The following is a 24635-nucleotide window of genomic DNA, read 5'->3' as shown; positions in this document are numbered from 1 at the left end:
ACGTCTCCGGTTACTGATAGCTGGCTGCACCACGAACATTTTCGTGGCTGTCATGAAGAGGTAGTGTCGTTTGTTTCACCTCAGGTTGAAGAGCCTGTTTGTCTTTACCTGATTGCAGGATCGCCCGGATATTCTTGAGTCGGTAACCTTTGATTTTCCGGGCATGGGCGCAAGCATTGTTTAACCGGTCAGCTCCGTAATCCCGTTTGAGGTTCAATAACCCCAGGCAAGACCGATAAGCCTGCTCCGGATGCTCACGACTGTTCAACAGATACTGAGTTATCCAGTGAACATCGGGGCCCAGCTGTTTTGCCCACTCCAGCAGTCGTTCCGGTGTCCACTCCTGGTGCTTGCTATGTCGTTCAGGCATATGGGCTGATTGAGTGGTAAAACCGGTTGTGAACTTACGGGGGTGACAGGCCACAACTTCACCTTTGCAGAAGACAGTGACCGTATGTTCTGTTGCCTGAACTTCCACCTCTTTCTTGACCAGCTGATGAGGCACTGAGTAGTAATGGCCTTTACAGTGAATGTGATAGTCAATGTTCACCCTGGCTTTGCTGAACTCAGCGTACTCAAAGGCCTGTTTGGGCAAAGGTCGCAAAGCGGGTTCATCCAGTTGCTCAAAGGTACTTCGTCGTGTACCTGGCAGTTTTTGAAAGGGCTTAAGGTTGAGTTCAGTCAATAGCTCCCGTATACGACTGTTCAGTTCTGCCAGGGTAAAAAAGGTCTCATGACGAAGTCTGGCCAGTATCCAGCGTTCAACCAACTGCACACCCACTTCGGCTTTCGCCTTGTCCTTGGGCTTGTAGGGCCGAGCTGGAATGACCGCCACCTGGTAGTGGTTGGCCAGGTGTTGGTAAGCCGGGTTCAAGTCCGGTTCATAACGGCAAGACTTACTGACACCGCTCCTGAGGTTGTCTGGTACCACGACAGCTGGAATACCTCCAAAGAACTCAAAGGCCCGAACATGAGACCCCAGCCAGTCTTCGGACTTCTGGGATAGGGTGGCTTCTGCGTAGGTGTAGTTAGAGGCTCCCATCACCGCTACGAAAATCTGGGCGTTATGGGCGATCTCACCGGTCTTTGGATTAACGACAGGGACCGTAAGACCAGCGTAGTCTACAAACAATTTTTCACCCGCCTTGTGATGCTGTCGCATGGAACGTTTCTGGCAGCCCAGCCACTGGTTGTAGCGGTGACAGAACTGCGAGTAGCTGTAGGCATTGAGAGTGCTCTCCTGGCAGTACTCCTCCCAGAGTGTTTGCTTGGTCACCTCCTTGCGCTTGAGTGACTGGTGAATAACGCCCCAGTCCGGGTCGACCAGCCCCTGGCGGCTCGACAGGGGGGCCTCAGGGAACAATGTTTGCACCAGGGTAGCCTCAGAGCAATCGGAGGACAGAGGCCAGCTCAGTGGGGACCGCTCAAAGGCCTGAACGTAGTTGGACACAGTGCCAACACTGACCCGCGTGCTGCGAGCTATTTGCCGGATGCTGAGGCGGTACTCAAAGCGCATCCGAAGCATTTCTTGAAGTTTTCGCATGGAAATCCTGTTATTTGGCATGGCTGCTGTCCTTACTGTTTAGAAAGGTCAGCGGCTAAAGTTCATGGAAATCAATGCGTAAGAGATAATCTACCGAAAGAAGAGGTTTCAGATTCTGGAGGCTTGAACACGGATTCTGGGCAGTTGAACAGCGATTCTGGTAATCTCGAAAAAGTGTTCAAGAGTTAACAGAATGAGTGTTCAAGCGCCGCCAGAATAGGTGTTCAAGAGTTAACAGAATCAGTGTTCAAGCGATGCCAGAATATGCAGTTTTCGCGGAAAGTCGTCGGTTGGTCGATGAGTAACCGTATGACGACAGAGCTGCCCCTGGAAGCTTTGAGAATGGCTTACTGGGGCAGAAAGCCTGGAGATGGTGTGATGCACCATTCAGATCGTGGCAGCCAGTACGCGTCTCTGGAGTATCAGAATCAACTCAGGGAGTATGGGATGGTCTGTAGTATGAGTCGCAAGGGTAATTGCTGGGATAACTCTGTGATGGAGCGGTTCTTTGGCAGCCTGAAAAGGGAAAGAACGGATCATTATATTTATGATACTCGGGCAGAAGTAGAGGCACATGTTATTGATTACATTTTGTTCTACAACAATAACAGATTGCATTCCTATCTGGACTATATGAGTCCAGTAGACTTCGAGAAGCAAAAATTGAAAAAAGCAGCTTAATCAGGTGTCCGTTTTTACTTGACCACTACAAAAAATGCTGGCAAAAATAAAGGCACAACACAGATACTTCATTGCAGATAACCAAGCTCAAATAGAAACAAAACATCACTCTGGAATATTCAGGGATTAGTGCTGACCACCAACAGTAAACACTGAACGTACTGATCTATTTTTTCTGCCCTGAGCAGCTCTTATCCATTAAATCAATATTCAGTTGCATCCACAGCAGAGTAGCAGCCAGGTTCACGTTGTTATGGCAGGTTCCATCATCGAGAGATAACAGGCCCCGAGTCTTATCGATCACCTGATTCACCTCCTGTTGGCGTTCTTCAGGAAAATTTTCCAGCAATCGTTTCAGACGCTGCTGCCCTTGGGTCAGATATGCAAACCTCGGAGGAAACTGGCACAGCTGATAAAGTTTAACCAAATCTGGTTCCAGCCCCCAGTCCTTCCAATTTCGCAATGCCATCATAACAAGGGATTCCAGATCAAGGGTATCAAAGGCAGGCTTGTCTAGCGTTTCAATAAAGTCCTTATCCTCCCCATTGATTACCAATCGTCCCAGTTGTTCACTTCCCTCCAGATACATTATTTGCAAAAAAAACCTCAACATCTTCTCTTTAGTAAGAGGTTCTTTTTCTGAATAATAACCGTTATCAGCCAACATGGGGAATGCCAACAATGTTTCCAGATCGTGAAACACGAATGACTCACAACCAAAGCGACTGACTTGACGTTGAGGAAAAAAGTAAAACCGGGAATCAGTAAAGCCGTGATATTTTATCGCCAGTGTTAAAGCTAAAGCGACAAAATGCGGCAGGGGTGAATAAGTTTGTTCATTATTGTAGTACTTAAAAACATTCAGGCTATCAGCGACAAAAACCCGATAATGCCCTTTGCTATTTCTCCTGATAGAAAAAACACTAATGTGGCCTGTTTTAACCTGAAAAATATAGTTTTTTGGCTCTTCGGCTGCCATTAATGGCAACTCGGTTATAAATAACGCAACCAGCTGATAAAGACACTGCGGGAAGCCAATATAAATATGCATGAGTTTTATAATATCTGCGCTGGCAGCATCCAAAACCCTCTCAACTAACTCGTCGTCGAGCAGCCCTTTGGGTAACTCAAGCTCAGGAAGCACCGCTTTGGCAAAAAATTCGATTAAATTTACTGGTAATTTCTTAAGCTTTGGATAGTCAAGTAGAACATGTGTCATTTCACCAGTTTCCAGCTTTCCAGGAAAATAAAGCTGAAGTAAACTTAGAATCGCTTTCCAACGGTATTGACTCTTCTCCAGAGAGCCTTTTTCTTCCAGAATACCGGGGTTTTCGGCGTAGAATTTTTTCACTTCTTCATTAAAGTCATCAATATTTTTTTTCTGATCCATTGTTTTCAACGACTTTTCAGTGGCCTTAAGTATTTCTTTCAGTTTTTCAAGATACCTGGCATGACCCTCACCGTTTCCGGAAGCTGACGCTGACGCTGCAGCAGAGGAACCTGAACTGCCCAGCCCTTCACTGCGTTGCTTTTTGCTTTGTCGCTGCTGCTGTGGTGGTGGCGATTGATTGCCCGTTTTGGTCTGTTTCTTGTTTTCATTACCAAAACGGTTCAATTCGAATGGATAGGCAGAAAACACCGTTGCTTTATCTGGCTGTAATCCTCCCCATTCAGAGACAGGTGAACTGACTATCGAACCTTTTTTTTTCTTCTGTAACAGCAAAAACGGAACAACCTTAGACTCAGGTAAACGAATGGGGTCAGATAAGAAAGAGGAAAGAATCGCATCGACACCACCACTGGAGAGCAATGACGAAGTGTGAGGAATTACAGCCTGGCCGCCAGCTGACCAAAAGATGCTGGCAAAAATAAAGACATGGCTCATATTCTTCATTGTTGATAACCAAGCTCAAATAAAGACAAAAATATCATACTAGACAAAAAACTCAGATTTGCCCGACTAGGTGGTGTCTTCTTTTTGTCTTAAGAAGATTGTCTTAAACAGATCAGAAGCTCAATATATACGACATCAACTAACTAAAAACCGGGAATTCCGTCTATGTTACCTTTAGACGTATTTTCAGAACTGATTCAAGCTCAGGCAGATAATCATCGATCACAAATACCCGCTACTCCATTTTGTAGTAAATATTACCGTTTAAACATGCCCAACGGAATCAATCTTTGACTACCTGACCAGTTGATTTTGCAGACGCCTCAAATTCAGTTTTTGCAGATTGGTAACCGGGAGCACCAGGAGCAAAATAGAGTTCATCAAACAAATTATTTGTTTCAATATATGCAGATTCCCCAGATGTATATTGTTTAGCAAATCTTGTCTCACTAACAGTTTGAGTTACAGTCAATAACACTTCACCCCTGTAATAGACACGATAATGAGTACTGCTATAACCTTCACAACATGAACAAATATTATTCCCGTCATGAACATCTTCGCCCTTTGAAATATCGCAAGGTTGAAGATATTCAAGTAATTGGATGGCGTTCTCGAATACCTGAATCTTCGGGTTAGGTTTTTTTGCGCGATAGTGCTCATCGTTTTCAGTCAGGATTTTTTTTAACCTGTTCATATGCTTTATGATGCCTGGCACAGTTTTATGAGCTTTTGAAGCGGTCGAAGAAGTACGCCTACGCTTCGATTGTTCAGTGTCAGAAGAGGCGTCAACATGCTCATCTACTTCCTCAAACCTGCGTTTTTTTGACACTTTCTCCTTTCTCCTTTTCTCCTTTTTCTTTTTCTCCTTTTTCCGTTTCTCTTTTTTTCTTTTCTTAGCTTGTCTCTCTACTTTTGCAATAGCCTTATCGGCGCGTGGCTGAGAGCGTTGTTTTTCTTTCATCGCGTGATGACTTTGGCTTGTCGAACTTTCAACGGAATTCAGCGCCCCTTCATCAGACTCACTACTGTTGGATGATAGAGAGAATTTACAAATGCCATAACAGGCAGCGACATAGCAATTTAAACCAAAAGTATGCTGTTCTTCTTCAGGGTCTTCCTTTCCATCGTCAGAGTCAGACGCCAGTGGATAAGTGAAATAGCCTGCAACACGGGTAGTTGTCCCTGAGCCTGAGGCTTGCTGACCGGATGATTCTGATTGTGGGTTTTGTTGGTCATTTTGTTGTTGGCTTTGTCCGGGTAGCACCAAAGTGGTGATCGCAAACGAGTCATCCTGACTTACCCCCAGCTGACCCATTGACTTAAACAGCATCGAATCGGGCTTCCAATAGCTTTTTAAAAGCCAGCCGACAGTGACAAGCGCTTCTGCAGGTATCCATGAATAATGTTTGCCACTCAGAGCGGCGTGATTGGTTGCCAGGATCAGTTCGTAAGCAACCAGCAGATTGGTGACGAAAAGCAATCGCCATGAAATGGACTCACTAAAGTTCATTTTTAGCCCGTAAACACCGTGTCTGCCTGGCTTGTCATCATGTGGCAAAGTTGATCCTGCACTGTCGTTTGTGTCAGCAAGGTCTGTCGGATTGCCCAACAACGGATTGAAGTTGTGCTTTACAGAAAAGCTCTGAGTGATTGGCGTATGCTCGATAACAAAATGTCTTGTCAACGATTCTGCCTGACAGACAATAGACAGCGCTAAAAGCAGGAACAGCAGCGTCGCAAAAAGCGATTGTTTCATTATTCGACCTGCGCACTTTGACACTCCCCGCCTTGTCGAGGGTGTCACAAAAGAGTAAGCAAGGCTGATTTATTTTCCCTGCCCCTGGCAGTTCCCATCCAACAAATCAACATTCAATTTCATCCATAGTAGGGTAGCAGCCAGGTTCACGTTGTTACGGAGAGTTCCATCATTGAGGGTTAACAGGCCCCGAGTTTCATCGATTACCTGATTCACCTCCTTTTGACGTTCTTCAGGAATTTTCTCCAGCAACCGATTCAGATTCTGCTGTCCCTGAGTCAGGTGTGCAAACCTCAGAGGAAACTGGCGTAACTGAGACAATGTAACGAAATCGGGTTCCGGCCCCGATATATTCAAAATGTGGATCATCATGTAAATAAAAGAGTCGAGGTCTTGCGCATCAAAGGCAGGTTAGGTTTTGGTATACGAACTGGGTCGGCGGATAAGATAGAGGACAGAATTGTATCTACACCATAACCAGAGACCAATGATGAAGTGTAAGGAATTGCAGCCTGACTGCCAGCTGAAAAAAAATATGCTGGCAAAAATAAAGACACAACAATTACTCTTCATTATTGATAACCAAGCCCAAATAGAAGCGAAAACATCATTCTAGACAAAAAACTCAGATTTTCCTCACTCTTGGATAACTTATTTAATCTGAACCAGCACCCGGTCATAATATACGTCATTAAGTACCTAACCAGTTGATTTTGCACACGCCTCAAATTCACTTTTTGCAGATTGGTACCCGGGGGCATCAGGAGCATAATAGAGTTCATCAAATAACGTACTGGTTTTAATATCTGCTAACTGTCCACAACTGTACTTAGTTGAAAATCTTCTTTCACTAACAGTTTCATTAACAGTGAATAACACATCACCTTTATAATAAACATGGTAATAAGTATTGATGCCAAAATCATAGTTTCCACAGACATCAGGCACGAATTTAACATCTTCACCTTTTGAAATATCCCAAGGTTGAAGATATTCAAGTAATTGGATGGCATTCTCGAATGCCTGAATATCCGTGTTAGGATTTTTCGGGCCATAATGCTCATCGTTTTCAATCAGAATTTTTTTTAAAGAGTTCATGTGCCCTATAATACCTGACACAACTTCATGAGCTTTTGCGACTGCCGAAAAAGTGCTGTGCTCCGCTGGAAAGGCGTTAACAAGTGGCTCACTACTATCAGATGATTGTCGGAGTTCACAAACACCACAACAGGAACCGACGTAACAATTTAAATCCAAAGTATGCTGGTTTTGTTCAGGGTCTTCCTTTCCGCCGCCAGATCCAGACGACAGTCGACTTGTGATAGAGCCTGAAACACGGGTACTTGTCCCTGAGGCTTGATGACCGGATGATTCTGATGGCGGCTTTTGTTGGTCACTTTGTTGTTGCTTTTGTCCCGGGAGCATCAAAGTGGTGATTGCAAACGAGTCATCCTGACTTGCCTCCAGTTGATCCATTGGCTTAAACAGCAGTGAATCGGAGTTCCAGTAGCTTTTTAAAAGCCAGCTAACAGCGACAAACGCTTCTGCTGTTATCCATGAATAAGGTTTGCCGCTGGAAGCGGTGTCACCTTTGGCCAGGATCAGTTCGTAAGCAACCAGCGGATTGATGGTGAAAAGCAACCGCCATGAAATGGACTCGATAAAGTTCTTTTTTCGCCCGTAAACAACAAGCCTTCGTAGTTGGTCATCAGGCGGAAAAGTTGCCCATGCATAGTCGTTTGTATCGGCATCGCCTGACGGGGTGTACTGCAATGAATTCAAGGCGCACTTAATAGAAAAGCTCTGGTATAACTGTGCATGCTCGACAAGAAAACGTGTTGTCAACGATTCTGCCTGACAGATGACAGACAGCAACAGAAGCGGTAAGAGCAATGTCGTAAAAAACAGCTGTTTCATTATTCGGTCTATACAATTTAATTTTGTGGAGATTAATTAATAGACCAGAAAAATGGCAAATCAAAAAAATAACTGTAATTTGCCTTCAGAAACAAACCAAAGGTTGCCGCAAAAAAAGTTTGTAGACACCATTGCCACTAGCACCATCGCAGTGTCTTGATAGCTGGGAAGATGGCAGACCATCCGCTGAGCAATACGTGAGGCCATGCCCCTTCTGTCACTTTTCTTCATCAAGATAGGTTTACAGCCTGAAATCCTGATGCAAGTTTTTCCAATGCTCTGTTAACTTTTCTTTGTGTTTCACATTCATCGGAAGTTCTTTAATAGCGGAATGCCACAATGTTCGGGCCCTATACATTACATCTTCTAGATGAGGCCTTACTGCTCGCCATGGTATGCCCGATTTTTCTGACCACGCCTTGAAGTTTGAGAATGATACAGCATACCAATCTTTTGTTTTTCCCAAATTCAAAGCAAAGTTTCGCTCCCCATCGATATACACATTTGTCGTTACTATGTCATAAGCAGGAGATAGCCGTGGTGTCACCTTGTCTTCGTATAAAAGACTCCAGTTTTTTAAATGCGCGTCACCATTTGCCAACAAAATATTCACTAACAGTCGTCTTGCGAACTGCTGTACATCTGTTAATGCATCACCAGAAAACTCGTACAAGACCCTGGCAATCTGTTCATAGTTTGCGGTGCGATATTTTTCATGGGGATACTTCACCAATACTTGTGCGAAGTCTTCCATATGAACTCGCCTGCTCTTTTTTCGATCAAAACGCTTTATCGCAAAAGCAAGGGATTCTTCAGGTAAATTGATTTGTGGCAGGTTATCCAACTGTCCCATATCAACCAGCTTGATTTCCGGTATATCAATACCCGCTATGGATGCCAGAGTCATCGCCGAATATTCATTAACAGGAACATCTCTATATTTTGTTGATGGCGTTTTTATAATCCAATCGCCTAAAACCCCGGATTTACAAAGGTTATAACGCCCATCCTTTTCTTCCATTGAAAACTTCATCTGGACGCCTGCCAGGGAAAATTTATTTTCTCGTTCTAATTTTTCGAACTTAATCACTTTCGCATTTCGATAATGACCTCTGGAAATAAGGGATACAACATCATCAGGTACGTGTTCTGGCTCTAATGGTGTGGCAATGATTGCTCCGGGCAAATCTTCCCCCAGATAAGAGAAGATTTGAAATTCATTATCAATATGCACCTTTAATCCCTGTGCAATGAGTTCTCGCAGCGATCCTTCTGGTAATAAATTTGATAGCGTTGGATGCAAGCGTTGATTTCGTGCCCAAGGCTCTGACATCAATTTATCAGAATGAGGAAATGCAGGATGGGTGATCAGGCTAAACGTTGACCGATGAATATTACTGCTAAATTCATCGGCAAAAAAAAGTACATTCCTACCACTCTGGTAGCCAGCCAAATAACCCACGCACTCTCCATGAAGTGTCAGCTTAATGACGTTAACATCGTTGCTCACGAATCATCTCCAAGCAAATCTTGCCACGGATCATCAAACAAGCTTTTCTTGTTCACTGAATTAGACTGATCTCTTTGGCCTGAGCTAACGCCTTCAGATCCTGCCTCCTGCTCTTCGTTAACGCTTCTCCCCAGGACGGTCAGAACCGCCCCAAGCTTCTCTTTGGGTATAAGCACTACTTCACTATTTAAGCCCTTTGCTATCAATTGGAGCGTGTCAAGCCGTGGATTCCCTTTGGACTCCAGGCGCTGATATTGCTGGCGGGAAACACCAACACGCAGCAACATGTCGTTTTGTTTCAGACCTAAATCCAAGCGCCTTTTTTTAAGTTGCTGAAGCAAAGTATCCATATCATCTTGTCAACTTACTAGTTGCTTTGTTAGCTATAAAGAAACATATTAGTTTCATTTTTGAGAAAAGCAACTAATGTATTGCTTTACAATTTTCCAATCCATTGAATCAGACCCAAAGCAGCCAGAATTGCAAGTTTTCAGTCAAATGCTATTTTTTCATGTCCAATCATGAATTAATTACCATTGAGGTCGCTTTATGAAGAATTACCTGTTTGTAATAATGCTTGGGTATACGAGTGTTTTCTCAAGCACTGCCCGCTCTAATGACGTCTGCGTCGTCCCTCGCAGCTACGATCAAAAACCCATGTTGTCAGGTTTATACGATGAGGAAAACTCCAATGATGACTACGTCGTCCCTCACAGCCACAATCGAGAACCCATGTTGTGGGGTTTATACGATGAGATAAGCTTGAGGAGGACCTTGCTGGCATTGCACGCAATGGGGCTTGTTGTTTATTGGGTTATTCCACGTGCATGTCTAGGCGCTGCTGGAGGCTATTATTTTTTCTCTGGATCACCCCACATCAGGGCGTTGAAGGGTGCTGCAATTCTGGGAGGGCTATCAGCATGTGCATTTTCAACTGCAGCTGGCGTTATGCTTTATAATTGCCGCATAGATAATGTAAAAGAGGGGTCGCACTGAAAGAAAAACAGATCACCCGTATATTTCTTAATCTCCCTGGCTTAAAGCGTCGATAACCTCTATTGTTCCTTGCACAATATATAACCTGCTGCCTGACTCTCAAGGTAGCTTTCGTTTCTTTCTTGCCTTTTCACCAAAGATGCTGATTCCAATCAGAACCTTCTTAGCTTGGACGATGGTTCAATAATTTTTTCAATCACGCTCAAAGCAGCCCGGCTTGCAAGCTTTCAGTCAAATGCTATCCTGCGTGTTCAATCAGGAACTAATGGCCATTGAGATCATCTAATGAAAAACTTCCTGTTTGTCATAATGCTTGGATATGTGATTATTTTCTCAGGCGCTGTCTTCTCCAGTGGCAGCAGTGATCATGGCAATTACAATTATGGCTGCTGCGATGATGATGACAACTTTGGTCCTGACAGCTACAGCAAAAAAACCATTTTGTGGGGTTTATACACTCCGAAAAGCTTGGTGAATACTTTTGCGGCATTGTTCGGAACGGGAGTTGTTGTTTTTACTGTGACTCCACACGCATTCATAGGCGCTGTTACAGGGTATTGTATTTACCATGGATCACCCCACATCAGGGCGTTGAGAGGTGCTTTAATCTATGGAGGTCTGGCAGCATGCGTATATTCACCTCGAGTTGGCATTTTGCTTTATGACTGGAGCAGAGGTAACGGGGGATCAGACTAAGCCAGTAATCTTCGTCAAAACAGTCCTTCACCGGCCAGTGGCAACTCCTGTCCTTTAAAAACACAACCCTTTTCGATGAACAAACTTTAATCTACCGGACACGATCTGTTTATCCACAACCCTCTACACTTGAGCCATGACTAACTTCCTCCCTGATCGAGGTAAATCATGGAAAAATGGCTCAATCAATTAAAAAATGACTTCATTCACGTTAAGACTGCTTTTTTTGAGCAGCGTAATGGCGCTGCCATCAGCCCGTTTAAAGCAATTCTCGGCACCGTTATTCTCACGGGCCTGTTTGTACTGATGTTGCCGCTGATCATGCTGATCTTTATGGTTCAGATGGGGCTGATTCTGGTGGGTATGGTTGCTGTTCTTTTTATGGGGACCCGAAAACAGAGTGGACAATGGCCCAAAGAGGAAAAGCTGGTTAACCCTAAACCTGAGCCCGCAGAAACCGACAGGGAAGCGGAGATAGGAGGCTGATATTTTTGAGTTAGCTGTCCGGATAAGGTATTTTTCATCGACTTATCCACAGATCGGGTGATCCTTGTGTCTACTGCTATCCTCATTGTTTTTATTGCTGTCATCTTGTTCTGGGGCAAACGCCGCTTTGACCAGAAAAAACAACTGGCTCAGGAGGCCCTGGTTCAGGGTCAGGCTTTTCTGGAAAAAAACCAGAATGAAGAAGGCGTGATGACTACAGAGTCCGGATTGCAGTACAAGATTCTTGAGAAGGGTGAAGATTCCGATCACCCCACAGCCACCAGCAAAGTGAAAGTGCACTATCACGGTACGTTAATTAATGGTCAGGTGTTTGACAGTTCTGTAGACCGTGGACAGCCGATTTCTTTTGGACTGAATCAGGTGATTCCGGGCTGGACCGAAGGTCTGCAACGGATGTCGGTAGGCGACAAGTTCCGACTGTTTATTCCTGCCAATCTGGCATACGGCAGCGGGGGTGCCGGTAAAATCCCCGGCAACTCTGCGCTGATCTTTGATGTGGAGCTGCTGGGTATCGAATAAACCATTCATTCAATATAAGGGCAGAGGCCCTCTGCCCCATTAATCACTTATTCTTCAACAACCCCCTGCTTGCGCAGGTAATCGTCATAAGTTCCGTGGAAATCGACGATGCCATTTTCTGTGATTTCAATGATGCGGGTCGCCAGAGACGATACAAACTGACGATCATGGCTGACAAAGATCAGTGTGCCCGGATAGTTTTCCAACGCCAGGTTCAGAGATTCAATGGATTCCATATCCATGTGGTTAGTCGGCTCATCCATCAGCAATACGTTCGGTTTTTGTTGAATCAGTTTGCCGAACAACATACGGCCCTGCTCACCACCGGAAATAACGCGGACGGACTTTTTGATGTCGCTCTGGGAGAACAGCATACGGCCCAGAACACCACGGATCACCTGCTCATCGTCGCCTTCGTTCATCCATTGACTCATCCAGTCGTACAGGTTCATATCCTTATCGAACTCGTCGCTGTGGTTCTGGGCGTAGTAACCGATATCAGCGTTTTCTGACCACTGGATAGTGCCTCCCTTCGGTGCCATCTTACCGGCCAGAGTATGCAGCAGTGTGGACTTGCCAATACCGTTCTGACCAATGATGGCAATGCGCTCACCCACTTCAACCATCAGTTCAACGTCGTTGAACAGCATGTTGTCCTGGTAACCCTGGGACATTTTTTCCATCACCAGCGCATTGCGGAACAGTTTCTTTTCCTGTTCAAAACGGATAAACGGATTCTGTCGGCTGGAAGGTTTAACCTCTTCGAGCTTGATCTTGTCGATCAGCCTGGCCCTGGAGGTCGCCTGTTTGGCTTTGGAAGCATTGGCAGAAAAGCGACTGACAAAACTCTGGAGCTCCGCAATCTGGGCTTTCTTCTTGGCATTATCAGCCTGCATACGCTCACGAGCCTGGGTAGCCGCAATCATGTACTCGTCGTAATTACCCGGGAACGTTCGCAGCTCACCGTAGTCCAGATCAGCCATGTGGGTGCAGACACTGTTCAGGAAGTGACGGTCGTGGGAAATAATGATCATGGTGCAGTCGCGCTGCTTGAGTACCCCTTCCAGCCAGCGGATCGCATTGATGTCCAGGTTGTTGGTGGGTTCGTCCAGCAGCATGATGTCCGGATCGGCAAACAATACCTGAGCCAACAGAACACGGAGCTTCCAGCCCGGGGCAACAGCACTCATTGGACCATAGTGTTGCTCCAGAGGAATATCCAGGCCCAGCAGCAGTTCACCGGCACGGGCTTCGGCGGAATAACCGTCCATTTCACCAAACAGAACTTCCAGATCTGCGACACGCATACCTTCTTCTTCTGTCATGTCAGCCTTGGCATAAATGCGGTCACGCTCTTCCTTGACCTTCCAGAGTTCGGCATGGCCCATGATCACGGTATCAATCACCGTGTTTTCTTCATAGGCGAACTGATCCTGGTTCAGCTTTGCAATACGCTCGTTGGGATCGTAGCTGACATTGCCGGCAGAGGGTTCCAGTTCGCCACTGATAATTTTCATCAAGGTGGACTTACCACAACCGTTAGCACCGATCAGACCGTAACGGTTGCCGTCGCCAAACTTGACGGAGATATCTTCAAAGAGGGGTTTGTCCCCGAATTGCATGGTCACATTAGACGTTATCAGCATAACCTAGCTCCCCCTTGGCGATCTGCCTGACCAGACAGCCTATACATCATTTAAAAGATAAACCGCCAATTATTACACAAATGTGCCTGTTTGGTTATCAGAGGTGCTCCATACTTCCCTGTTGATAGTGACAGTGTCCGTCAGCAAACGGCTATGGCCTCCCGGTTTGCCGCTGGCAATAGAAGAAGGATCTCACTATTATCAGCTAACTGCCCGAGCTCTGTGCGGACATACAGGCTTATCCAAAGGAATTAATAATTTATATTCTATGACCATCTTCGCATTTCTTTCAGGCATCCTGTTAACTTGGCTGGTAATGTCAGGACTTTTGTCCCAGCTGATCAGTCTGATCGTCAATATCTGGTGGCCCCCTTCTAATGGAGAGCGTGGCATGCTGGCTGATCAGTGGCTTTTGAACAGTGGTGTATCAACTTCCTCCGGCTGGAGGCTGATCGGTTATTGGCGCGAGACTTCCGATTATGGTCATGCCTGTTCCGAGCTGGCAGGTCTGCTTGCCGATAAAGCCTGCCTCTCCAATCAGGATAAGGTGCTGGATGTGGGTTTCTCCAGCAACGATCAGCTTTTGGTCTGGCTCGATTATTATCAGGTTGATTCACTCACCGCATTGGCAGAAACAGAGCAACTGCTGGCAAGCGCCCAGGACCAGTGTGATCACTATGACCAGCTAAAGCTGGTAAGAGGCCACGAGCTGGAGCTGGCGAAGCTGGAGGCTGATTCTTTTGACAAATTGCTGGCCCTTGATTGCGCTTACCAGTTTGATAACAAATCGCGTTTTTTCAACAACGCCAGAAAAGTCCTTAAGGATGGCGGCAGCCTTACCCTGACCGATATGATACTCAGCCGCCCTTTCAGGAATCCCATGGAACGAAGAATGGTAAACCTGCTGGCAAGACCCTGTGGTATTTCTGTGAAAGGCTTAATGGTTCGGCAAAAGTATGAATTCCATCTTAAAGAAGCGGGCTTTGAAAAAGTTGAGTGTCTGGACATCAGCCAGGATGTTCTTTCGGGCTTCTGCTTCTGGTTCTCGCAGCACTATCGTCAACTGTCGCCTGTTACCCGTCCAAAAGTCTGGATTCGTTTGCGGCTGCTGGTCTGGTTTATCCGCTGGATGCAACACCGGGGATTGCTGGAATACCACGTCATATCTGCACGATGATGACAGTTATGTTTCATTATCCACAAATATTGTGGATAACCTTGTGACTTCTTTCTGGATACATCTGGAAGCCTCATTAAACGGTTTTTTTGTCAACTGATCAAAAAACAACCAACTATTTATGTAGATACTTTAAGGCTGTCGTTTAGATTCAGTCGTCGGAATGCAAAGAGTGTGGATAACCCATGCATCCCGGAAGACTGACTGTAAAATGACTCAACTCAAAGCTGGAAGAAGGGTTGCAGAAGCCTGGGAACGAGACCATTGAATCGTAAAGGTGCATCAGTGGCAATCAGACAAATGCAGTCTTCGCCGGTGTCTGCCACCGGTTGATGTTGAACGTCCGGGTCCAGATCGGCTACATCTCCAGCGCAGAATCGACCCAGCTCATCCGAATAGGAACCTCTCAATACCATGGTAAGTTCTGAGCCGGTATGCCCGTGGGAAGGCATGCAGGTGCCAGGTGCGATCTTTAACAACCGCAGGTTGCTGCCACCAGACGCTGGCAGTAAGAATTGCTTCAGGCCCGGAGCCATGTACCGCCAATGCAGATCGTCCAGGTAATAGCCGAGCAAGGGTCTGAAAGGAGCCGGTATATCGGCATCAACCGGAACATCCCGCTCCTCTCTGCTACTGACGGGAGCCTGCTCAATCTCATCAAGCAGGGCAAGAATGTCGTCTTTAGCATGGTCAGACATGGGTGCTGGTTCTAACTCTTCCAGTAAACTGATACCGACTTGTTCAGCTTCCTGAACCTGTTGTCTGCAATGACTGCAAACACTCAGATGAGCAGCAACCACAGTAGCAATGGCATCAGGCAGACTGCCCGCAGAGTAGCTCATCAGGGTGCTGAGGTCAGGATGATGTGTAGTCATTTTAACCCTCCCGCCTGACTACGAAGTTTGTTGAAAGCCAGTCTCAAGCCTGACTTGACACTGCCCAGAGGCATGTCCATGTCTTCAGAAATTTCCCGGTGGCTTTTTCCTTCGTAGTAGACCTTATACACCAACTGAGCCTGTTGTTGAGGCAGGCTCTTGAGAGCGGACTTGATCTTTTCTGAATCAAGCTCCGCCATGGCTGGCTCAAAATGGCTTTCCGGATAATTATCTAACGGCGTCATCAAGTCCGCTTTTTCCTTTCTCAACCGATCAATCCAGAGGTTGCGTGCAATCCTGAAGATCCAGGTGGACGCCGTAGATTTCTCGGGGTCGTAACTTTTACAATGTCTCCAGACAGAGAGCATGGTTTCCTGAACCAGCTCTTCAGCCATTTCTCCGTGTGCGCCTTTAGTCATCAAGTGTCTTTTGAGTCTGGGTGCAAAAAAACTGTACAGGAGCGCAAACGTTTGTTTGTCCCGATAGCGGCCCAGATCAACCAATGACTGCTTGAGCTTGTCTGGCATTTCAGAGTGACTGTTTTCTGAATCCATTGTGGTCTTGTTCGTAGATGGACTTATCATGAGAGTATCGTGTGTCCAGCTCATTTGTCTCTCTTTACGCTATGAAATGTCGTTTGGATCATCTGGATTCCGATTTTTTAGTGAGTGATCCAAATAAATCGTTATAGCGTAAAAATCTTGAAGATTATGTTTACAGGTCGCCCTATGACAGCTAAAGGACTCAGCATTGCTGTAATTGGATCAGGCATCAGTGGGCTTTCCAGCGCCTGGTTACTGTCCAAGCAGCATCAAGTCACTCTATTTGAAAAAGATGATCGTTTTGGAGGTCACAGTAACACGGTGATGGTTCAGGATGATGACCAGTCTATACCCGTGGATACCGGTTTTATTGTCTTCAATGATAAAACTTACCCCAATCTAACAGCTCTTTTTGACCATTTGGATGTACCTGTCACCAATACGGATATGTCTTTTGCGGTATCCATGAATAAAGGACAGACTGAATATTCCGGAACAGACCTGAATGGACTGTTTGCCCAAAGGTTGAATGCCGTTAAGCCCGGATTTCTGAAAATGTTGCTGGATATTTTCCGGTTCTATCGGTCCAGTGCCAAATTAATGAAACAGCTGGACCCATCAGTCACGCTCCGGGAACTGCTCACAGGTCGGGGCTACAGCCAACGTTTTATGGATGATCACCTGGTGCCAATGGGAGCGGCTATCTGGTCAACGCCATCCGATCGAATGCTGGATTATCCCGCCCTGGCTTTTATGCGTTTTTGCCAGAATCACGGCTTACTCCAGCTGACAAATCGTCCTCAATGGCAAACTGTCAATGGCGGTAGCAAAGAATATGTTCGCCGCATTCTGGATGACATGGACGGCCTGGCCATCAAAAATCGCTGTGTTCGAAAGGTCAAGCGCCATGCAGACCGGGTTATCATTTCTGACTTGCAGGGCGATACTCATGAGTTTGATCATGTTGTTATGGCCTGTCACGCAGATACTTCTCTGGCGATGTTGAGTGAACCCAGTGAGTTGGAACAATTACTGTTAGGATCGTTCAGTTTCCAGCGTAATCGGGCTATTTTGCACAGTGATGAACGACTGATGCCTAAACGAAAAAGAGCCTGGGCGAGCTGGAACTATTTTGGCACCCAGAGCAATGAGGGTCCTTCCGTCACTTACTGGATGAATCGTCTTCAGCATCTGGAAGGTCTTCCTCTGTTTGTCACTCTCAACCCTTCCATAGAGCCTGAATCTATTCATGGTTGCTACCTCTACGACCACCCTGTGTTTGATCGAAATGCTCTGGAGGCACAATCAAGATTATGGGAGTTACAGGGCCGTAATCGTACATGGTTCTGTGGCGCCTGGTTTGGTTTCGGTTTTCATGAAGACGGCCTTCAATCCGGGCTGGCCGTTGCCGAAGCGCTGGGTGGAAAAAGAAGACCCTGGTCTGTTGAAAACCAGAATGACAGATTGATCTGGCCCGAACATGGTATCGGGAAGAGGCCGGTTTCTCATTTTACAAACAGCACTACCAACAAGGTTACAGACAGCAGTGTCAGTAATGGGAGGCGGACATGAAGTCAGCGGTCTATTGGGGACAGTTAATGCATAACCGTATTCGGCCCCGGAAGCACCGTTTCAGTTATCGGGTGGCTTCCTGGCTTATCGATCTGGATGAGCTGAATCAGCTTGATGACGAGCTCAAGCTGTTTTCAGTGAGCCGATTCAATGTGCTCTCTTTTCATCCAAAAGACTTTGCTGACGGTTCCGGAAACTGTCTCAAAACCCAGGCAACCAGGCTTTTGTTGGCATATGACATCCCGGCACCTGAACAAATCTTTATGTTGTGTTACCCCAGAGTACTTGGCTATATCTTTAATCCTCTGACGGTCTATTACTGTCTGGACTCAGAGCAGAAACTGTCTACCCTTATCTATGAGGTGTCCAACACCTTTGGTGAACGACACAGTTACGTTATACCGATAGAAAACAGTGAGGGTAAAAAAACAACCTTTCACCAGTCCGTCAAGAAGCAACTTCACGTTTCACCCTTTTTTGAAACCGAATGTGAATACCGTTTCAAGGCCCGCTTGCCCGACCAGATTCTGAAACTTGGCATTCATCTACATAATGCTGATGGCCAGCTATTTGCAGCAGTTCTCAAGGGCGAGCGACAGGCGCTCAGTGATCTGAACATTCTCAGGCAGTTGTTTGTTCTGCCATTGCAGGCTTTCAAGGTAACTCTGGCCATTCATTGGGAAGCTCTCCGGCTATTCATTAAAGGTGTTCGGGTAGTTCGCCATGTTCCAAAAGGTCGCTTCTTCAGTTGGAGTCGCGGCATCACACACCGCTGGAATAGCACCCTGAAACGCACAGGAAAAACAACAACCATGAACGAACAAAAAAAGTACCAGAAACAGGGGGCGTAAATGTTGGACATCTCAGGAAAAACCCTGTCGCAGAATGGATTGCCTTCCGGGCAGAGCGCAGCTAACCTCCATGCTGAAAGAAGCGCCCACAGCGAAGGAAATGCCCTTGGCGAAAGTGAATTGTTTCTCAATAAAACATCGTCCAAAGCCGTTAATTGGCTGGTTAAACGGTTGGAGAAGGCTTCGCTGAGTCGTATTGAGTTAGTACAAAAGAACAGTGTGATAAAAATAGGTTCGTCTCTACGGGACGTACCGATTGCCAGAGTCAGAATTAATCACCCTTTCAGCATGCTCCTGGCAGCCAACCGGGGGATCATCGGGCTGGCAGAATCTTACATGAAAGGCGACTGGGATACGCCAGACCTGCAGGCTCTGCTGGACTGGGGAATGTTTAATGAAAAGCAGTTAGACAAGCAATTTTCCTCAAACTGGCTATTTCGAAAACTGAATCGATTAAGTCATCTTTTAAACAACAATAGTCGCTCAGGAAGTCGTCGCAATATTGCCGCCCATTATGATCTGGGCAATGACTTTTACCGATTGTGGCTGGACGACTCCATGACCTATTCCAGTGCCTTGTTCAGCAACAACGATGAAACACTTGAACAGGCTCAGGCCAATAAATACAGATGGGTACTGAACTGGCTGGATGTGATGCCAGAACATTCCGTGCTCGAAATCGGTTGTGGCTGGGGAGGTTTTGCCCGCTCATTACAGCAGCAGGGAGGACAGAATTATTCCGGAGTGACGCTGTCCAGAGAGCAGTTACAGTTTGCCCGTGATTCGCTTCAGCAGGATGCCGGTTTTAACTTTCAGCTAAAGGATTACCGGGATATCCAGGGACAGTACGACCGCATTGTCTCCATAGAGATGTTAGAGGCCGTGGGAGAGAACCACTGGCCCATTTATTTCCGGAAAGTGTTTGATGCCCTCAAGCCTGGCGGAGTGGCGGTGATTCAGGTGATTACCATTGATGAAGAGCGCTTCAGCGATTATCGGGCGGAAGCCGACTTTATTCAGCGTTATATCTTCCCGGGCGGCATGCTCCCGACAGACCAGGTGATCCACGACCAGTGTCATCAGGCAGGCCTGAATATCGAGAACACTCATTCCTTTGGCCGTGATTACGCCAGAACACTTTCAATCTGGGCCCAATCATTCAGGCAACACTGGCCAGAGATTGTGACTCTGGGCTTTGACGAACATTTTAAACGTATGTGGTTGTTCTACCTGGCTTATTGTGAAGCCGGCTTTAAGCAGGACAGCATTGACGTGAGACTTTATCGAATCAGTAAGCCCGGTATATGAAGCAGGCAGGGAGGTCTTAGTTATGCGGGAAGCAATACAGAAGCGATACAGGCAGGACCAACCTGTTCTAACCATTGAACAATATTTCCAGGGCACCACCTATGCCTGGGGAGAGTTTGTTGATCGCTTTGGTAAAGTGCGGAACTACTTTGAAGTCATCATGAAAGGTCGAATAGAAGACAATACACTAATACTGGATGAGGACTTTATTTATGACGATGGCACTGCATCCAACCGGCTCTGGAAAATAAAAACACTGGATGACAGCCACTACGAAGGTCAGGCAGATGATTTGATCGGTCTGGCCACAGGCAGCAGTCAGGGCAACACCTTTAACTGGACCTATGAAATGAATTTACCCATCAAGGGAATCAACTGGCGGGTGAAATTTGATGATTGGCTGTTCCTGCAGGAAAATGGCCAGATTCTCAATATTGCTGATGTCAGCAAATGGGGGTTCAGGCTGGGCACCCTGACCTTCTATTTCAGTAAAGATGCTTCGCTGATCAGTGCATCATCGCTGGAAAAACTGCAGCTTTCGAATACAGAATCAGAGAAGGAAAAATGAAGAAACTCCCATCTCTGAAAAACAAGGTAATCTGGATTACCGGTGCCAGTCAGGGAATCGGTCGCCAGCTGGCTTTAATGATGGCCCGTCAAGGTGGCACGGTCATAGCTACGGCGCGAAGTTTCGGCAATCTGGACCGGCTACAGAACGAAGCGCTTGATCTGGAGGGAGTTATTATCCCTTTGCCTGCCGACGTGACCCGTCAGGATGAGGTGACGCGAGTAGCCGAGGAGATTATGAGCCGCTTTGGTCAGGTAGATATTGCCGTATTGAATGCAGGCACATTTATCAAAACAGCAGGCGTGGATTTCAGATCCACCCATATGCGTCAACACTTCGAATTGAATGTGATGGGCGTCTGTCATTGTCTGGATGCGTTAATCCCCATGATGGTGAACCAGCAGTCGGGAACCCTGGCGATTAATGCCTCGCTGGCCGGCTATCGTGGTTTACCTGCTGCCGCCGCTTATGGGGCCAGCAAGGCAGCTCTGATCAATATGGCTGAGTCCCTGTATACGGATCTGAAACCGAAAGGTGTGAATATCAAACTGATCAATCCGGGATTTGTAAAAACCCCTCTGACGGATAAAAACACCTTTGAGATGCCCTTTCTGATGGATGCTGAGCCAGCAGCAGAAGCTATTCTGCGCGGTTTAAATGGCAAACATTTTGAAATTCGATTTCCGAAGGTGTTTGGCATGATGATGGGAATGCTCAGAATTTTGCCCTATAGAGCCTATTTTGGTGTGACCGGTCGGCTGAATCAATAATGGTCTCTTCAGGTTGTGCCAGAATGGACTCAACGGCACCCTGTTTCGGAGACTTGGGAGGCTGATCAACCAATAACAAATCTGGCTCCTTATGAAATTTGCCAAGTACCCGCTCATCCTGATCATTGCAATAGCTGCCATTGTCTGGTTTGGGGTAATGGACTCCATCACCCCATTGGTGAGAGAGGATATTACCCACCCCATATTTACCATTGGTGATGCCAGCTATCAGAGCGCCCTGTCGGAAGGGAAGAGTATCATCAAGTTTGGACCTATGTTCTGGGGGTTATATCCCGGTGGATTGGCGTTTAAAAGTGCCAGAGAAGCCACAGCTTTTATGCAAAATAACCAAAGTGAACTGGATAAATTTGCTTCCGGCTGGGCGGTTTACGAATTGACCGGGGATTTTGAAATGGATACACATTTATCAGGCCAGCATCGCTATTTAAATCAATCCTTACTGGTCAGGCAGCGAGTGGGCCAACCTTAGCCAATAAAAAGCTCTAATATGTTCGGCTGGGCAAGGGTTTAAGGCGTTTTTGCTAAAGCTCGTGTATTTTCTTCAAATACACCTCTGCCTGATGGGTAATAACTGCCCGTTCATCACCGGACTGTTTGTCCCAGTTCTTGTAAATCATGCCGATTCTGGGGTTCTTGCTCAGTTGCTCTCTGTGTTTCACCATAAAATGCCAGTAAAGACTGTTGAATGGGCAGGCCCGCTCACCGGTTTTTCGCTTCACGTCGTAGTGACAGCTTTTGCAGTAGTCACTCATCTTGTTGATATAGTTACCGCTGGCCGCATAGGGTTTTGAAGCTAACAAACCACCGTCTGCAAACTGGCTCATGCCACGGGTGTTTGGGAGTTCGACCCACTCAATAGCGTCCACATAAATGCCCAGGTACCACTCATCAACCTGACCGGGGTCGATTCCTGCCAACAAACAGAATGTGCCGGTAATCATCAATCTCTGTATATGGTGGGCATAGGCATAATCCAGAGACTGACCAATCGCCTCCTGCAAACAGGTCATTCGGGTTTCGCCGGTCCAGAAAAAGTCCGGCAATGCACGCTGAGCCTTGAAGTAGTTGAGTGAGGAATATTCTGGCATATTGACCCAGTAAATGCCCCGAACGTACTCCCGCCAGCCAAGAATCTGTCGGACAAATCCTTCCACCTGGGCAATGGAGATGGACTCGGGGTCTGCTCGCCAGGCTCTGACTGCGGCCTGAATCACCTGCATTGGGGTCAGCATTTTACTGTTCAGGGCAAAGGACAGACGAGAGTGATAGAGGCTCCATTTTTTATCACTCCGGTGAGTCATAGCGTCCTGAAACTGCCCGAACCGCGGCAATCCGTGTTGACAGAAGTAACGCAGTTGTTTGAGTGACTGCTGCCTCGTAATCGGCCAGATCAGCTCGGGAGTGGCTTTACCAAAATATTGAATATTTTGTCTGTTCAGCCTTTCCAGAATCCCTGTCACGGGATTAGTGAACACCAGTGGCTCCGGGATCTCTTCAAGATCACTGGCTTTAAAGTGGTTGCGGTTCTGCTGGTCATAATTCCACTGCCTGCCCTCTGGCTGATCGCCGTCCATCAGAATGTCGAATCGCTTTCGCATCTTGCGATAAAAGTGCTCCATCCTTGTGGCTTTGCCCTGACCGAAATAGCTCGAAATCTCATCAAACGGCAATAGAAAGTGTTCGCTATCGACTTCCTGGACAGGGACACCGATATTCATGTCCTGCAACTGCCTCAGAAGCCGGTATTCATCGGCTCTCTGGTATTGAACCTGTTTGATCCCGTGGGTTTTGACCAGCGCTCGCAGAAGGGATGGCAAATCCTCGTATTGAGCCGTCTCATCGAGGGTTAAATGCAAAACCTCATGGCCGGACTTTGCCAGTGCCGCAGCAAAGGCTTCCATCGCTGCAAAGAACGCACAGATCTTTTGTACATGGTGCTTTACATAGGAGGCTTCCTGATGGAGCTCTGCTATCAGATAGAGGGTATCCGGGTCTTTCTTACTGAACCAGCTATGACCAGCGTATAGCTGGTCCCCGAGGATGAGCCTCAGTGTTGAATAGGTTTTCATAGAACCTTCGCAAGTATCTGCCTACATCCTTACCTTTAATGCCTTCTGGGGCAAGAGGAACTTTCTCACCCTTAGTCGTGTCTAAATTATTAAACGGATTTACTATCAGGAGGTACCATTATGAAGTATTTATGGACAATTCTATTGATTCTGGCCCTGCCACTTAAAGCTCCAGCGGAAGAAATCAATCAGGGAATGATTGATATGGTTTCCACAGCCTACGGTTTGAGCGTATCGGGCGCCTATCCCGAGACTGCTTTAGTGGTCGGCAATTCTGCTTATTATGAACAAATGCTCGCTGCCGGAGCCATCGGTAACGACCACTCTGTGGACCCTGCTTTCTCTGAAGCCTATACAGCTCTTGGAGCCAAGGCTGAGGAGAATTTTTCCAAACTCTGTGAAGCCTATAAATTGTCAGCTTCCGAGAGTAAACCGACGGCACAGGATGTTCTGGATGCCATGAAGGCGCTGGACTTCGGCAGGCAATTTAATGCCGGCATTGAGGCATCCCGCAACAGAGATGACGGGCTCTTACTTTACAAAACGCCTTCCCTGATTAAAAAAGCTTTTAAGTCACTCCTGCCCTCTCGTGCAAGAAGTTTCAGAAAGCTCATAGAAAGCAGCCATGCCAGAACCATGATTTTCAATATCAATAAAGATCTTGTTAATTTACTGGGCATCGGTTCAAAGGCACGTACTGACCAGGTTAATGACATCGTCAGCTTTACCTCGAACAGCAAAGATTCAAGACTCATAAGGAGCAACACCGGCAATGCCGAGGGCATGAGCAAGGGGTTTAATGCCGTAGCCGGTGGATCTGGCCTGCAACTAAGTAAAGTAGACCCCGGAAAAGTCGTCAGCCATTACAGTGGCAAAAGTCAGGCTGATGTCATCATTGCTGCCGTTACAGAGCACGCTGCAAAACATGAAGACGTCGTCTACCTGCTGGCATTTTATGGTCAGTCCAAATACCAGTATTTCACCGTCAGCATTGCCAGGGGTTTCATCAACATTACCTTTGCGGCTGATGATAACAAACCGGTTCCGGTCGTCATTGCCTCAATGCCCGCAAGCAGAGTCGATTATTCAACCCTCGCGGCAGCCATTAATGACTTTATGAGAGGCAAGGATGAAGTGCCGGATCTGCTGGGAATCTGGAGAATGGCTGACCTGTAAACTCGCTTGATTCCGGGCTAATTGTTCATGAGAGCCTG

General features: G+C 46.6%; 21 protein-coding genes and 1 pseudogene. 12 read left to right on the top strand and 10 right to left on the bottom strand.

Annotated elements, in window-relative coordinates; all coding sequences use genetic code 11:
* Positions 1–10: 10 nt before the first annotated feature.
* Positions 11–1564 (bottom strand): IS21 family transposase, encoded by a 1554-nt coding sequence (gene istA, locus ACOJUO_RS11725; protein WP_422138318.1) that lies wholly within the window; start codon positions 1562–1564, stop codon positions 11–13.
* Between the two features lie 249 nt (positions 1565–1813).
* Here istA and ACOJUO_RS11720 point away from each other — a divergent pair.
* A pseudogene (locus ACOJUO_RS11720) lies at positions 1814–2224 on the top strand (IS3 family transposase); the annotation flags it as partial.
* A gap of 166 nt (positions 2225–2390) precedes the next feature.
* On the opposite strand, the gene ACOJUO_RS11715 reads toward ACOJUO_RS11720, so the two are convergent.
* The 5 genes from ACOJUO_RS11715 to ACOJUO_RS11695 form a co-directional block, all read right to left on the bottom strand.
* Entirely contained in the window at positions 2391–4118 is a 1728-nt protein-coding gene (locus ACOJUO_RS11715; protein ID WP_422139869.1) for a hypothetical protein, read from the bottom strand.
* 283 nt (positions 4119–4401) lie between these two features.
* Positions 4402–5451, bottom strand: a complete 1050-nt coding sequence (locus ACOJUO_RS11710) for a hypothetical protein (protein WP_422139868.1) — start codon at positions 5449–5451, stop codon at positions 4402–4404.
* Between the two features lie 1125 nt (positions 5452–6576).
* Positions 6577–7518 (bottom strand): hypothetical protein, encoded by a 942-nt coding sequence (locus ACOJUO_RS11705; protein ID WP_422139867.1) that lies wholly within the window; start codon positions 7516–7518, stop codon positions 6577–6579.
* Between the two features lie 517 nt (positions 7519–8035).
* Positions 8036–9304, bottom strand: a complete 1269-nt coding sequence (locus tag ACOJUO_RS11700) for a type II toxin-antitoxin system HipA family toxin (protein ID WP_422136879.1) — start codon at positions 9302–9304, stop codon at positions 8036–8038.
* Complete coding sequence (locus ACOJUO_RS11695) at positions 9301–9654, bottom strand: helix-turn-helix domain-containing protein (protein ID WP_422136878.1); 354 nt, start codon at positions 9652–9654, stop codon at positions 9301–9303. Before ACOJUO_RS11695 ends, ACOJUO_RS11700 begins: the two co-directional genes overlap by 4 nt.
* Positions 9655–9853: 199 nt before the next feature.
* On the opposite strand from ACOJUO_RS11695, the gene ACOJUO_RS11690 reads away from it, so the two are divergent.
* From ACOJUO_RS11690 to ACOJUO_RS11680, 3 genes are all read left to right on the top strand, one after another.
* Complete coding sequence (locus ACOJUO_RS11690) at positions 9854–10300, top strand: hypothetical protein (protein WP_422136877.1); 447 nt, start codon at positions 9854–9856, stop codon at positions 10298–10300.
* 864 nt (positions 10301–11164) lie between these two features.
* The gene (locus ACOJUO_RS11685; RefSeq protein WP_422136876.1) at positions 11165–11482 is read left to right on the top strand and encodes a hypothetical protein; all 318 of its coding nucleotides are present in this window, start codon (positions 11165–11167) and stop codon (positions 11480–11482) included.
* 66 nt (positions 11483–11548) lie between these two features.
* Positions 11549–12022 (top strand): FKBP-type peptidyl-prolyl cis-trans isomerase, encoded by a 474-nt coding sequence (locus ACOJUO_RS11680; RefSeq protein ID WP_422139866.1) that lies wholly within the window; start codon positions 11549–11551, stop codon positions 12020–12022.
* 47 nt (positions 12023–12069) lie between these two features.
* Here the strand turns inward: ACOJUO_RS11680 and ACOJUO_RS11675 are convergent, their stop codons facing one another.
* Positions 12070–13668: an ABC-F family ATPase gene (locus ACOJUO_RS11675; RefSeq protein WP_422139865.1), complete on the bottom strand. Its 1599-nt coding sequence runs from the start codon at positions 13666–13668 to the stop codon at positions 12070–12072.
* A 103-nt stretch (positions 13669–13771) separates the two neighbouring features.
* Here ACOJUO_RS11675 and ACOJUO_RS11670 point away from each other — a divergent pair, with 103 nt between their 5' ends.
* Entirely contained in the window at positions 13772–14845 is a 1074-nt protein-coding gene (locus tag ACOJUO_RS11670; protein WP_422139864.1) for a methyltransferase domain-containing protein, read from the top strand.
* 221 nt (positions 14846–15066) lie between these two features.
* Here the strand turns inward: ACOJUO_RS11670 and ACOJUO_RS11665 are convergent, their stop codons facing one another.
* Both ACOJUO_RS11665 and ACOJUO_RS11660 read right to left on the bottom strand, forming a co-directional pair.
* A complete protein-coding gene (locus ACOJUO_RS11665; RefSeq protein ID WP_422136872.1) occupies positions 15067–15720 on the bottom strand; it encodes a ChrR family anti-sigma-E factor in 654 nt (217 codons plus the stop codon).
* Positions 15717–16328, bottom strand: a complete 612-nt coding sequence (locus ACOJUO_RS11660; protein WP_422136871.1) for a sigma-70 family RNA polymerase sigma factor — start codon at positions 16326–16328, stop codon at positions 15717–15719. The genes ACOJUO_RS11665 and ACOJUO_RS11660 overlap by 4 nt, the downstream gene beginning before the upstream one ends.
* A 120-nt stretch (positions 16329–16448) precedes the next feature.
* Between ACOJUO_RS11660 and ACOJUO_RS11655 the strand changes: the two genes are divergently transcribed.
* From ACOJUO_RS11655 to ACOJUO_RS11630, 6 genes are all read left to right on the top strand, one after another.
* Positions 16449–17834 (top strand): NAD(P)/FAD-dependent oxidoreductase, encoded by a 1386-nt coding sequence (locus ACOJUO_RS11655; protein WP_422136870.1) that lies wholly within the window; start codon positions 16449–16451, stop codon positions 17832–17834.
* Entirely contained in the window at positions 17831–18685 is an 855-nt protein-coding gene (locus tag ACOJUO_RS11650; RefSeq protein WP_422139863.1) for a DUF1365 domain-containing protein, read from the top strand. Before ACOJUO_RS11655 ends, ACOJUO_RS11650 begins: the two co-directional genes overlap by 4 nt.
* Positions 18686–19993, top strand: coding sequence for a class I SAM-dependent methyltransferase (locus tag ACOJUO_RS11645; RefSeq protein ID WP_422139862.1), 1308 nt, complete (start codon positions 18686–18688; stop codon positions 19991–19993).
* 22 nt (positions 19994–20015) lie between these two features.
* Positions 20016–20561, top strand: coding sequence for a DUF3833 family protein (locus ACOJUO_RS11640; protein WP_422136867.1), 546 nt, complete (start codon positions 20016–20018; stop codon positions 20559–20561).
* Complete coding sequence (locus ACOJUO_RS11635; RefSeq protein ID WP_422139861.1) at positions 20558–21331, top strand: SDR family NAD(P)-dependent oxidoreductase; 774 nt, start codon at positions 20558–20560, stop codon at positions 21329–21331. Before ACOJUO_RS11640 ends, ACOJUO_RS11635 begins: the two co-directional genes overlap by 4 nt.
* Before the next feature lie 91 nt (positions 21332–21422).
* Positions 21423–21821, top strand: coding sequence for a hypothetical protein (locus ACOJUO_RS11630; protein WP_422139860.1), 399 nt, complete (start codon positions 21423–21425; stop codon positions 21819–21821).
* Positions 21822–21873: 52 nt separating this feature from the next.
* Here ACOJUO_RS11630 and ACOJUO_RS11625 read toward each other — a convergent pair whose 3' ends face one another.
* The gene (locus ACOJUO_RS11625; RefSeq protein WP_422139859.1) at positions 21874–23421 is read right to left on the bottom strand and encodes a cryptochrome/photolyase family protein; all 1548 of its coding nucleotides are present in this window, start codon (positions 23419–23421) and stop codon (positions 21874–21876) included.
* A 120-nt stretch (positions 23422–23541) separates the two neighbouring features.
* Between ACOJUO_RS11625 and ACOJUO_RS11620 the strand changes: the two genes are divergently transcribed.
* Positions 23542–24597, top strand: coding sequence for a hypothetical protein (locus ACOJUO_RS11620; protein ID WP_422139858.1), 1056 nt, complete (start codon positions 23542–23544; stop codon positions 24595–24597).
* Positions 24598–24635: the final 38 nt, after the last annotated feature.

This window comes from Endozoicomonas sp. ALC020, from assembly GCF_049275935.1.
Lineage (GTDB): Bacteria > Pseudomonadota > Gammaproteobacteria > Pseudomonadales > Endozoicomonadaceae > Endozoicomonas_A.
Note: the sequence above shows the minus strand (reverse complement) of the source record. Positions and strands in the feature narration are given on the sequence as shown.

Excerpts from the sequence above, each read along its gene's own strand:
- istA (WP_422138318.1), bottom strand. The coding sequence starts at position 1,564 with ATGCCAAATAACAGGATTTCCATGCGAAAACTTCAAGAAATGCTTCGG.
- ACOJUO_RS11675 (WP_422139865.1), bottom strand. The coding sequence starts at position 13,668 with ATGCTGATAACGTCTAATGTGACCATGCAATTCGGGGACAAACCCCTC.
- ACOJUO_RS11695 (WP_422136878.1), bottom strand. The coding sequence starts at position 9,654 with ATGGATACTTTGCTTCAGCAACTTAAAAAAAGGCGCTTGGATTTAGGT.
- ACOJUO_RS11685 (WP_422136876.1), top strand. The coding sequence starts at position 11,165 with ATGGAAAAATGGCTCAATCAATTAAAAAATGACTTCATTCACGTTAAG.
- ACOJUO_RS11645 (WP_422139862.1), top strand. The coding sequence starts at position 18,686 with ATGTTGGACATCTCAGGAAAAACCCTGTCGCAGAATGGATTGCCTTCC.
- ACOJUO_RS11650 (WP_422139863.1), top strand. The coding sequence starts at position 17,831 with ATGAAGTCAGCGGTCTATTGGGGACAGTTAATGCATAACCGTATTCGG.
- ACOJUO_RS11690 (WP_422136877.1), top strand. The coding sequence starts at position 9,854 with ATGAAGAATTACCTGTTTGTAATAATGCTTGGGTATACGAGTGTTTTC.
- ACOJUO_RS11625 (WP_422139859.1), bottom strand. The coding sequence starts at position 23,421 with ATGAAAACCTATTCAACACTGAGGCTCATCCTCGGGGACCAGCTATAC.
- ACOJUO_RS11715 (WP_422139869.1), bottom strand. The coding sequence starts at position 4,118 with ATGAAGAATATGAGCCATGTCTTTATTTTTGCCAGCATCTTTTGGTCA.
- ACOJUO_RS11655 (WP_422136870.1), top strand. The coding sequence starts at position 16,449 with ATGACAGCTAAAGGACTCAGCATTGCTGTAATTGGATCAGGCATCAGT.
- ACOJUO_RS11665 (WP_422136872.1), bottom strand. The coding sequence starts at position 15,720 with ATGACTACACATCATCCTGACCTCAGCACCCTGATGAGCTACTCTGCG.
- ACOJUO_RS11710 (WP_422139868.1), bottom strand. The coding sequence starts at position 5,451 with ATGCTGTTTAAGTCAATGGGTCAGCTGGGGGTAAGTCAGGATGACTCG.
- ACOJUO_RS11640 (WP_422136867.1), top strand. The coding sequence starts at position 20,016 with ATGCGGGAAGCAATACAGAAGCGATACAGGCAGGACCAACCTGTTCTA.
- ACOJUO_RS11660 (WP_422136871.1), bottom strand. The coding sequence starts at position 16,328 with ATGAGCTGGACACACGATACTCTCATGATAAGTCCATCTACGAACAAG.
- ACOJUO_RS11635 (WP_422139861.1), top strand. The coding sequence starts at position 20,558 with ATGAAGAAACTCCCATCTCTGAAAAACAAGGTAATCTGGATTACCGGT.
- ACOJUO_RS11630 (WP_422139860.1), top strand. The coding sequence starts at position 21,423 with ATGAAATTTGCCAAGTACCCGCTCATCCTGATCATTGCAATAGCTGCC.
- ACOJUO_RS11620 (WP_422139858.1), top strand. The coding sequence starts at position 23,542 with ATGAAGTATTTATGGACAATTCTATTGATTCTGGCCCTGCCACTTAAA.